The organism is Cryomorpha ignava (assembly GCF_010686655.1).
Taxonomy (GTDB): domain Bacteria; phylum Bacteroidota; class Bacteroidia; order Flavobacteriales_D; family Cryomorphaceae; genus Cryomorpha; species Cryomorpha ignava.
This window is the reverse complement of the sequence record NZ_JAAGVY010000075.1, coordinates 1-10,920: the sequence shown is the minus strand read 5'-3', so window position 1 is coordinate 10,920 and position 10,920 is coordinate 1. Positions and strand designations below refer to the sequence as shown.

General features: G+C 33.3%; 9 protein-coding genes. All 9 read right to left on the bottom strand.

All coding sequences use genetic code 11. The annotated features are described in order from the left end of the window. Positions 1 to 678: 678 nt before the first annotated feature. Positions 679 to 1,950 carry a hypothetical protein gene (locus G3O08_RS19840; RefSeq protein ID WP_163287192.1) on the bottom strand — a complete coding sequence of 424 codons (1,272 nt, stop codon included), beginning with the start codon at positions 1,948 to 1,950 and terminating at the stop codon, positions 679 to 681. 291 nt (positions 1,951 to 2,241) lie between these two features. Further along, positions 2,242 to 5,274 (bottom strand): NHL repeat-containing protein, encoded by a 3,033-nt coding sequence (locus G3O08_RS19835; protein ID WP_163287191.1) that lies wholly within the window; start codon positions 5,272 to 5,274, stop codon positions 2,242 to 2,244. Between the two features lie 167 nt (positions 5,275 to 5,441). After that, entirely contained in the window at positions 5,442 to 5,927 is a 486-nt protein-coding gene (locus tag G3O08_RS19830; protein WP_163287190.1) for a hypothetical protein, read from the bottom strand. A 38-nt stretch (positions 5,928 to 5,965) separates the two neighbouring features. Further along, positions 5,966 to 6,493 (bottom strand): hypothetical protein, encoded by a 528-nt coding sequence (locus G3O08_RS19825; RefSeq protein ID WP_163287189.1) that lies wholly within the window; start codon positions 6,491 to 6,493, stop codon positions 5,966 to 5,968. 152 nt (positions 6,494 to 6,645) lie between these two features. Next, positions 6,646 to 7,458, bottom strand: coding sequence for an alpha/beta fold hydrolase (locus G3O08_RS19820; RefSeq protein WP_147088603.1), 813 nt, complete (start codon positions 7,456 to 7,458; stop codon positions 6,646 to 6,648). A 187-nt stretch (positions 7,459 to 7,645) separates the two neighbouring features. Further along, entirely contained in the window at positions 7,646 to 9,151 is a 1,506-nt protein-coding gene (locus G3O08_RS19815; protein WP_163287188.1) for a T9SS type A sorting domain-containing protein, read from the bottom strand. Between the two features lie 308 nt (positions 9,152 to 9,459). Next, positions 9,460 to 9,993, bottom strand: a complete 534-nt coding sequence (locus tag G3O08_RS19810; RefSeq protein ID WP_147088373.1) for an NADPH-dependent FMN reductase — start codon at positions 9,991 to 9,993, stop codon at positions 9,460 to 9,462. Between the two features lie 84 nt (positions 9,994 to 10,077). Further along, on the bottom strand, positions 10,078 to 10,662 hold the full coding sequence (locus tag G3O08_RS19805) for a hypothetical protein (protein ID WP_163287187.1): 585 nt from the start codon (positions 10,660 to 10,662) through the stop codon (positions 10,078 to 10,080). Between the two features lie 77 nt (positions 10,663 to 10,739). Continuing rightward, positions 10,740 to 10,920, bottom strand: a 181-nt coding sequence (locus G3O08_RS19800) for a tyrosine-type recombinase/integrase (RefSeq protein WP_163287186.1), incomplete at its 5' end; no start/stop codon positions are given.

The window sequence follows — 10,920 nt, the reverse complement described above, 5'->3', positions numbered from 1 at the left end:
AAGAATCGGAATATTCCTATCATCGAGCTTGTTAATCGAGAGCTTATCCTTATTGTAGATTGTCACACATGAGGAAATGAGAAATGCTATTAATAAATATTGTATGACTAATGCACGTTTCATATTTAATTACCCCCAACGTCTGTGTAAAAAACGTGACGGTCTCCTTATTAATCGCCAGAGCGAAGCGGAGGCATAAATATTATCCGACATGTTTTTTTACACCATGTTGTGTGCCTGTGCTTTTTAAGTTACCAAATATTTTCGTTCTATATGAATAATCCGATAAAATTTTTCCGTCGAACCTATCCACGGTGAGCAAAACTTGAAGTTTAAGGATTCTCTGTTTTAGTAGCAGAATCAAAAGTCCACCGAAATATTTTCTTTGGTTAAAATTCCCGCGAAAATATCCAGGGAGCAAAACCGAGCCATTAATTCAAAGCCATTTTAGAAGTAGAGAAAAAATTTTCCGAAATAATTGTCAACCGTTTCAAAAATTTAAATTTACTCTTTCGTTCACCTATTTTCGCATGGCATACAACGTTGATGTGTATGAGCCGTCGCGTGTCTAACACACGAGCCATTAAAAGTACAAAACTCCGCTGGAAAATTCCCAATAATTTTCAAGATTAGCACAGACCCAGCAATGGCTTATACACGGTGTTGTGCAACGGTACGCTATTGCTTTTCTATATTTTCTAATTCTATATCGTTAAGCTTAATTTTCTCTTTATCTAGAGTTTTATTGATAAAAAGTAATTGGGCCTCCTTGTCTTTTGATAAATCTCTGATAGCTTTTTTCATAATTTCAACATTATCGGTCTTTTCTAAATATTGTGGGTATAATTTTAAAAGGAACTTATACTCTTCTTTAATTCTATCTTCATCTTGGGCTACCATCGAATTTTGTAATTTGGCTTTCTCCTTCAGGTAAAGTGTCTTAAGCATATTTGTAGCATTATATCCATCAACCTCTGTAATAACATCTCTAACTACAAATGTATCGGTTAAATCATCGATAAATAAATAATTGCCTTTTCCAGTTACATAATTTGCTGCGTTTAGTTCGGTTGTTGAACTAATTTTTCTTGATTTTTTTGTAGTTACTTCAAGTCTGCCAATCATAAAAGCTTCATCAATAAATTTCATTTGTGCTTTAGGATTATCCGTGTATAATTGCACTAAATCATCTTTAGTTTCTTGCGGTAACGCAAGAAATAATTCTGCTAAACTTTTACCATTTTCAGAAGACCAAGTATATTGACCGACATCTTCAATTTCCCAAATAAATTTTGCAACATCTCCTGTTGAGAATGAAGATGAAATATTTACAAATGGTAAATTCACACTACCACTAATTGCGGTTTCACTAGAAAATATTCCTTCAATTGTCTGCTTTAAATCTGGAAGCGAAGTCGAGGAAACTTTTGTTTTTAATATTTTTGGGTCTATTTTATAAATTACTTTATCACTAACGTCATAAATTATTATAGAACCTATTAATGCGTCAATACCATTCTCTTTACTTGTTTTTAAATAACCCTTATCAAGTTTTAATTCAGTAAATTTTGACTTTACCTTATTGAATTCATCCGTGGAAACTTTCTCGGTTATGTTTAGTAGAGCTAATGACGGGGTTTTTTGGCCTTTGTTAATTGTATATTTTTGGCTGATATATCCACCTCCTTTCAAATATGCTCTTACCATAACTGTATTCCTTTTTGTTTTATGAAAATTCATAGGGATTTCTATTGACCCATCTATTGCTAAAGAACCTTTTGAACTGTAACTTAAATTAGGACTATTGGATTCTGTTGCCGAACCCAACCAATATTCTAATGTTGTTATCATTTGTTCAGTTTTATTGGTGAATGTGAAACTGATGTCTTTTGCATAGATGTTACTTTGAGTAATAAATGCAATTGCTGTTAATAGTATTATTTTTTTCATAATTCGGTTGGTTCATATATTAAAAATACTCAATTATTTTATATTGGAAAATACACATTAGCAGGTATTTTTTAATGTTGCACAACGTGAGTATAAGAGTAGTGGGGCATTTCGAAGAACATCTTTTCAATTTACCGTAAAGTTCATTGATTGTATGATGTTCATATTTAGACGTAAAGCCCCATTATCTCTTATATAATGTTACCACCAGTATATTTTTGTCCATTTGCACGATTGCTTATCCATTGTAGATTTCTTATAATTCTGTTTGGAATGCAAACGCTCATATTATTAAGGTTGCAATGTAGTTTTTTTGAAAAATACTTTTAAGAACCGTCCGTCTATGACGAACTTCAAATTTTTTAATCCAATATTTTTGAAATATTCGTCTAACTCATCCATTGTTGTTTCAATGAAGGATTCATCTATTGGAATTTTAAGTGTAGAAGTGGTTTTCAAAGAATCTACCATATCATCGATAGGTAGCTTAAATGATCCTGATATAAAATTATTATTCAAAATGATATTTGAACCCGAAACAGTAATAACTCTATTCTTAAAAGGAATGTTTAATGTACCATCTTGAATTATTAATCCTGTAAAATCAGTAAGTAGTGAATCATAGACATATTGTGTTCTATATTCACTTCCAGGAACAGAATCAGTAATAAATAAGGGATAGTTGGAATATTCCAAGATATTAGAATGTTTTTCTTTAGAACTACATAATTGAGCTTTTGTAAAATTCAGTAATATGCCTGTTCCCGCAATTTCGGAACGTGTAACACATACATCTTTAATTGGTACTTCTATTCCTTTTGAAGTTGTGTAATTTAAAGTTGTAATATCCGCTAATATATTTGCAGGCAGGAACTTTCCTTTTTGGTCTTTTGCCGGTTCGTTTTTTATTGCATCCCAACGCCTAATGACATTTTCGTTTATTTCAATTCCTATGGTCTTGGTTGTAATAGTCGCAGTTACTTGTGGGTATATCACTCTATCAATGTTCTCAAAGGTGAAGTTGCCAATCCTTTCACTAAAAATAAAATACATTCTGCTCTTCTCGACATCATTAATTGTGTGATGTGAACTATCTGTTAAGATAAATTCGGACAAAATGAAATCAGAAAAATCAATATTTTTGCGCTCTAATTCCGAAAGAATATTAGAAATTGTTTCTTCCTCATTCAAAGAATCCAATTCTATTTCAATATTATACTTTGAATTTACGTTTGAGATGAAAGGCTGGATATCTGTCATTTCATAATTAAATAATACCTTATTTAAAATTTCTTCAACTGTGCCCCCAAACATATTCAGTAGTACTTTAAAATATGATTGCGCCGACTTGTCGAATGATTTATAATCGTAACCCGGGATGTATTTATTTATTAGATGCTTGTAACCAGCATGTACTGGTAGTTCGTGCGTATTATTTTCGTTTGTGCAAGGTGTAAGATTCAATGCAAATGTATTATCGGGATGCATTAGTCGGATTGGTTCGTATGCGATGATTACCATTGAATAAAAAGCACCGTCAAAAGTGGATGTATATCGCAGACCTTCAGAAAAAACACTTTCACCTATATTATCTTTTCCAATATATTTCCAACCAGTCATTTTGTTAAATGAATCATCAGGAATAAGTAGGTTAAGTGGGGGGATATAGCGTTTTCGTTTTTCTGCATACTGATAACATTCGCAAGAAATTTCATTTACACGATATTTTTCCTGTAAATCATCAGAGTTGTCACCTGTTTTTTGTAGACTATTATCTATTTCCTCCAATTTATTCAAATCAAACTTTGCCAGCCAAAATGCATCACCGTGATCATTTTTAAGAACGGTCTTATTAAAACTCATATCTGAACTAAACCATCCAAAAGCGAATAAATCATTCCTATAAAGTGAGATTGATTTGCAATAATCTGTTCCTTTTCCTCCTCCGGCTTTCAACCAGATACATTCTCCTTTCGAATTATACTTAGCGATATAAAAATCAGTACTTCCAATAGACTTATATGAGAAAAGTTCAGAGCTTTGGGTTCCGAAAACTGCTCCATAACCTTCGCCACACAAATAAACATTATCCTTATCGTCAATAATCATTTTCTGATTATTATTAGAAATTTTTCCTGTGATTCTATTTATCCATTGTAATTTGCCTCTTTTATTAATCTTCATAATCGAAAAACCTCCGAGAGAACCTACGCTTACATAGACATTCTCTTTTTTATCACATACAATTCCTTGACCTGAACCAATACCAATTTTACCGATAGAGTCTATAGCCCAAAGTAATTTTCCTTTCTCGTTAAATTTGGCGAGAATTGAACTTCCCTTAATATTTGAACTTAAAAACTCTGTCTTCCAAAATCGGATGTTACTTGTAAAACTTGCGGTCAAATATATATTTGCTTTTTCATCAATAAATATTGAACTGATGTTTGATCTGCCAATTGTGTCGCCAACCTGTTTCCACATGAACTCAAATTGGGGGTTGAATTTCATTAAAAGAGAAGCAACTTGAATCTCTCTTGGCTTATCGTAACTCTCAAATTGATACCCTCCTGCTATGTAAATATTTCCTTTATTATCAATTACAAAATCACTTGCATGTTCGTTGTTGCCTTCAGTAAAAAATTGTGTCTTGAGTATCCTTCCTGATGAATCATACTTTGCAATAAAAATCCCACTTTTAAAATCATTGGGCTTGTCCAGCTTAACCGTGGTTGTGCCAACTGAAGTAAAAACCAATGCTCTACTAAAAACGCTGCCAGCCACAAAAATATCACCCTGTTTGTCTATTACGATTTTTGATGGGCGGGAATTGCCATTTGCATATCTAATCCAAAGAAGTTTGCCATTGTTGTCATGTTTCATCAAAAAATAAGTATCAGGACAGCTTCTGGAACATTCGGTTGACTGTGCAATATATTTCCCGCCGATTTTTAAAGACCTGTGGAAATAACCGGTAGAATAAACATTTCCGTAGATGTCTGATTTTACGTCATAAGCCCATATATTCTCTCCTGACGCATACGTTTTAGACCATTCCGGGTCTATTCTAATGTTGTTGCTTTCAATATCCAGATACTCTTGCGCAAATACTTGACTGGATATAAGTAAAACAGAACTCAATAAACCAAATGATAATAGCATCGCAACCAAAGAAAATTTTTGGCGTGTGAGTTCGAAGGGTGTCTTGATTCTCTTCTTTAAGATGCGCATGAATGAGGGTGCAAGAGAATATAGCTGAGTTATATAAAATAATCGTTTAAAAAAATGGAACTTTGGCATTTTGATTTCTTCGTTTTTTATCAATCTTTGGGCAAAAACAAATCTCTTTTCTATCCGCGTTAATAACTACGCCAAGCAGTCAAATGTGATTGTTTTTCTATTTCCTTTAAACTTCAAATGAATTCGTTTCTTTTATTGGTGGTAACGCTGGGCTAAAAAGCGTTGCTGTCCCGCAGGGCAGCTATGATTTTTTAGCCATTGTTATGTGCTTTATTTATCTTTTTTCTGGTTTGGTTCACTATAAGAATACCTATTGTAAATGTCGTTAAAATGCTCAAGATTATTGTGATTCCTACAGTAGCAATTGTCCAAATTACTATCTCGGTTGATTGTCCAACTAATAATTGGGAAATATAGAAAACAGTCCAAATTATTAGGTTAACACCAAATGAAAACTCGAAGGAAGTTCGGAGCGTGGACTTATCGTTGAACAAGTTCTTTCCAATTCTTCTACCTACTGTCCAAAGAGCAAATGGAAATGACAGGTAAAGTAGGATTAATGATAAATACAGATTGTTAAATGACAAAATCGCATAGAGTCCAATTAGTCCAAGAAGTCCGCCTGCAACGAGCACGAGAATAGATGTCGTTAGAAACAAGAAAAAAGTCCCAACAGAAAGTCCAACTTTTAAAGCAGTTTTGGAACTCATTTTCTCTATTTCGTCTAATCGTTTCATTTTTTCTAATTGCATATTCACACTATTATATGCTTTCTTTAAATTTTAAAATAGTCTTCTTCATAATCATCAAATGCATTATGAGTTTCAATTATTAAATTTCTTATTTCAATTAGTGCATCTTCATTAAGTTGAGTAAATTCTTGAGTTAACTCACCACTTTTTATTCTCAATTTGGTATGTGCGAATCCTTCAAGGTCAACTGTGTTCCATTCAGCATGGACAACCATATTCCTTAATCGACCGCTTTCTTTTAAGTCCTCAATAAGCTTTGAATGTCCATTTATCAGTTTTTCAAGGCTGCTCTGCTTATGTTGGGCAAATCTATCAAGAAGGTCAACCTTTTCAGCAAATCCCATATTTTTAGTTACAATTAATCCAATTGCATCATAGTCATCTATGAATAATTGACAGAGGAAAGAGGTCAAGCGTTCTTCTAATAGATTAAATTCAAAAACTAAATGACCGACATGAGACGATATTGATTCTAAAAAATCTTCGTTGTCTCCTTCCAAGTATTTACTCAAAAAGGATAGTTGCGGTAATTTAATCTTTCTTGTTTTCATTCTTTTAATTGCACATAACGGTTAGTATATGAAAAGTAGGCGATTTCGAAGCACGAAACTTTCATTTAAGCACAAAGTTTGATACGATTCAAAAGCCTTGAATTTAGAACTAACTCGCCTATTTTTCATATACATTGTTAGCAACTGGCTTTTTATTTTAAGTAATCAATAACCTTATTAATGACCTTTTCTGTTCTTAATATCCGAAAATGTCCTGTTCCTTCAATTTCCATAAATTCGGATTCAGTCCAATTCTGATGAACATTTTTTGAACGAGAAATAGGAATGACCTTGTCGTCAATATCGTGAATTATTAATGACTTTTTTACATTTATAGATTTAACAAATTCACTCACATTCAGATTTCTAACATCATTATTTGTTTCATTTTCCAATCTGCTTATCAGTCGGTTTTTTACTTTTTCATTAATTCCGACCATTTCTGAAACGTCATCTATTCTCTCAATGAATTTATCAGGTGTTGTAATCAAGACGTATTTTTCAATTTCTATGTCTTGATTTTCAAATAAAGCGTAAGTAGTAGCTACACCACCAAAAGAATGACTAACTAAAAGTTTAACGTCAAACTTTTTTATTAAAATTCCAACTAATTCTGTGAATTCAAATAAGCTTGTTCGTCCTTTACTACTAAATCCGTGTGATGGTGCATCGAATGAGTGAACTGTAAATCCGTCTGCTAAAAGTTTTTCAATTAAATCCGAAAAATTTCCTGCTTGACCTTCCCAACCGTGAATAAGAAGAACTTTCTTATCGCCACCTTTCCAAGTATAAAGTTGAATATCAAAATCCTTGAATTTATACTTTTCTTTTTCCGCTTTTTCTAATGTTCCTAATTCGTTTTCTCGAAGTTTTCGAACTTGTGGATTCGTTAATTGGTCGTACGCAAAAGATGTTATTTGATTCGGAAATAAATTTGAAGCAATTCGGACTAAAAGTTTTTTCATATTCTCAATGTTTTTTTTAGCTTGTTGCTAACGGCAAATATATGCGTAGTGCGGGATTTCGAAGTACTTACTTTCAATATATCGTAATGTTCATTGATTGCAGGATTTTCACTTTTAAACTTGAATCCCGCATTATCGCATATATAATGTTGTGCTTTCGTGCTTCCTACTTATGAATAGTTAAACTTTAAAGAATAGTGATTTTTTTATATACAGATCTTCCGCCAGATTCTACTATTAGAATGTACATGTTACTTCTAAAATTCGATACATCAATTTGATATGAATCGGAATAATATTGAGTATCCGTGAAGACTTTTCTTCCATATAAGTCATACATTGAAAAACGTACATGAGTATTGTTAAGGAATTCGCCTTGGATCGTTAATTTTTCACTCGCCGGGTTTGGATAAACGTTTATTCGTTGAGTGGAAATTTCGTGAACAGATACTGTGCAATCTTCAGTAAATGTGATATTCGGACTATCGTAGTCAGACAAAATAACTGAGCCAGAATCTGGAGATGAAATATCTGGAGGAAAAGGCATAGTCCAAACGCAGACAGTAATAGGCTGTTCGTTATAGCTGAGATTAAGAAGTCTGATCGAAGTTGATGCTGAAATGTCCAGGAAAGTTAGAGAATCATTGTACCACAGCGATAATTTCTCAAGAGTAGGGTGATCAACTGTGAAGTGAGAGAATTTATTATCTCTTCCATAAAAGCGACGAAGACTCGGTAAATCAGTAAAATCGAAATCAGTAAAATTGTTATGTTGGATTTGAATATTATCGAGATTAAAATTGTTAGCCATTACAATACTATTCAAATTATTTTCTGTAACACTTAAGAATGTCAAGGAGGTATCCCCCGAAATATTCAACTCATTTAGATTGTTTTGACCAGCGTTCACTACATTTAGATGATACATATTCGACAAATCCAAACTCGTGAGGTTATTGTAGTTACATTGGAGTTCTTCGAGTTTGGGGACATTACTCAAATCCAGTACTTCCAAATTATTATTGTGGCATTTAAGATAAACCAATTCAGGATTTGCCAGAATCAAAGTATCTAAGTGCGTGCTATTACAATAAAGAACGATCAGATTAGGATTCGCACTTACATCAAGAGAAGTCAGCGGATAAACGAAACTACAATACAATGATTTAAGACTGATATTGTTGGATAAATCTATGGACGTCAAATTATTTCCTGAAATAAGCAGGTAACTGAGATTAGTGAGACCTGTTAAATCCAATGATGAAATATCATTCCCATTACAATTGAGGGTGTCGAGCAGGTTGTTCGAATTTAGCTCAAGGCTCGTAAGTATATTCCATTCGCAGATTAGTGAGCGCAAAAGGATATTGCTCGATCCATCAAAACTGGTTAGCAAATTCCCTGTAAAGTTTAAGTATTCCAACTGCGTATTTGAAGAAAGATCGAGCTCTGAAATGAGATTGTCGCTGCAATTGAGAGAGCTAAGATTAAGAAAGAATTCGATGCCATTAAGATTAGAAATTGAATCTGAACTAATGTTCAAATTGGAGATAAGCAAAGCTTCTGATTGATCTATTTCTCCATCCATTGACACATCAACTCCATTTTCAATCAACGCTTGTTTAAAATAAGTGTCTGGAAAATCAATAATCTGAGCAAACCCAGATAACCCTGTTTGCAGGAGAACTATCATTGACAAGATTCTGATTATTTTCGGATTCATTTGAGTTTGTTTATTGATTTATATTTCCGTTCTAAAAGAAAAATGCTACCAAATGCGATTTAATGTGTTAAGTGATAAATTTCATTAACTCCATTTGGTCAGCTTTAATTAACAATATAGGAATTTCTCATGAAGCACAACGCTTGGGCTACAAGAAGTTGGCGATTTCGGAGACGAAAACTGTCTGCCACCACAAATCTTGATACGAAGCACAAAGCTTCATTTAAGCACTGAACCGCCAATTTCTTGTAGGTGCTGTTAGCTGCTGGCGTTTTTGTTCAGTTTATTATTTTTTTAAATGCGTCAATAAATTTCATAAAATTTTCTTTTGTTTTGTCGTCCGTAATTTGTCCTTGTTCGTTTATTTTGCCTTTTATTCCTTGTATCAATAATGTTGTTTCGTCTGTGAATTTTGTCAAAACAGTTTTCATAATCAACTGCAATTCTTCGTGTCCTTTTTGTCCGCTTGCAGAAGCCGTTATTAGTCCGATTGGTTTGTCCGATAAAACTGTCGTGGAAACGCACCATTCAATTCCATTTTTCAGTCCACTGGGTATGCTAAAAATATATTCAGGTGTGCAAATTAAAATTCCGTCTGCATTTTCAATATTTTTTCTAAATTCTGTTACTTCTGCGGGTGCATTGTCTGCCGAAAGTTCAGGGTCAAAATGAGGAAGTGTTTTCAAGTCCTTAAAAACTGTCAAATTAAAAACGTCCTTTGTCAAATCAACGAAATTTTCTACAAGCTTTTCGTTTGCAGAATTTCTACTTGCACTTCCAATAATTATAAAAATATTTTTCTTCTCTGTCATAGATTTTTGTCTGTCAGTTACGGTCTGTTACGCTTGCAGCTAACGACTACAATATGCGCCGTTTTTTATGGCGTATATTGTTTGTTATGGCTTGTTTTTTTTTTCATTCTGTTTATTTAGGCTAAGGAAATACTTGTAAAATACTTTGTCAAACTTCTTCTTTAATCGAAGCTTCTGTGTATTTCTTTTTGCAAAGTAGCCATTAGGGTTTACAGAGATACGAGTTGGTCTGTAGAATAAGTCATCCGAGCTCTCTAAGTCAACACGACAAATAGTGGATGGCATTAAATAAAACGGAATTACTGGCGGAAAATAGGGTATAATTAAAATATTTACGCCAATTAAAGCAAGGTCAAGACCTGTTACCCATAAATTTTTTTTCCAATCGACATATTTAACAGATCCAACCAAAAAATTTATAGTCCGTGTATTTCTTGTACTGTCAATTGCCAGCGTGAATGCTTGTTCTTCTCTATTGAAAGAAGAAACTATTGTGTCAAATTGAATTAAAAGTTCTTTTTGAAGCACGGGATCCGCAGTATCTGAAAACTGAATACTCACAAATAATGTGTCTATGTTGACATCTTCTTTTAATTTTCCGGCTTTCCCTGACTGTCCGAAAAACTGTAAAGAAGCAAGAATTAGTAGAATTGTCAAAAGCCGTTTCATGTGTTGATTGGTTTTTTTAATAAGCCATAACATCCGTATAAACGCAACCCCAAATATCTCTATAGCGTTTATATCGCTTATATGAGCATTCCGTTATCGGACTTTTCAAATGTACTCTTTTCGTACAAAATATCCAATGGACTTTTCATTGTTTTATTGTTGGTAGACAATACATGCGTGTAAATCTCTGTAGTTTCAAGGCTGCTATGACCTAGTGCAGCTTGAATAGATCTGGTGCTCGCACCACTAAGCATTAAA

Coding starts and splice junctions, on each gene's coding strand:
- G3O08_RS19815 (WP_163287188.1), bottom strand. CDS start 9,151: ATGATAGTTCTCCTGCAAACAGGGTTATCTGGGTTTGCTCAGATTATT.
- G3O08_RS19820 (WP_147088603.1), bottom strand. CDS start 7,458: ATGAAAAAACTTTTAGTCCGAATTGCTTCAAATTTATTTCCGAATCAA.
- G3O08_RS19825 (WP_163287189.1), bottom strand. CDS start 6,493: ATGAAAACAAGAAAGATTAAATTACCGCAACTATCCTTTTTGAGTAAA.
- G3O08_RS19840 (WP_163287192.1), bottom strand. CDS start 1,950: ATGAAAAAAATAATACTATTAACAGCAATTGCATTTATTACTCAAAGT.
- G3O08_RS19805 (WP_163287187.1), bottom strand. CDS start 10,662: ATGAAACGGCTTTTGACAATTCTACTAATTCTTGCTTCTTTACAGTTT.
- G3O08_RS19830 (WP_163287190.1), bottom strand. CDS start 5,927: ATGAAACGATTAGACGAAATAGAGAAAATGAGTTCCAAAACTGCTTTA.
- G3O08_RS19810 (WP_147088373.1), bottom strand. CDS start 9,993: ATGACAGAGAAGAAAAATATTTTTATAATTATTGGAAGTGCAAGTAGA.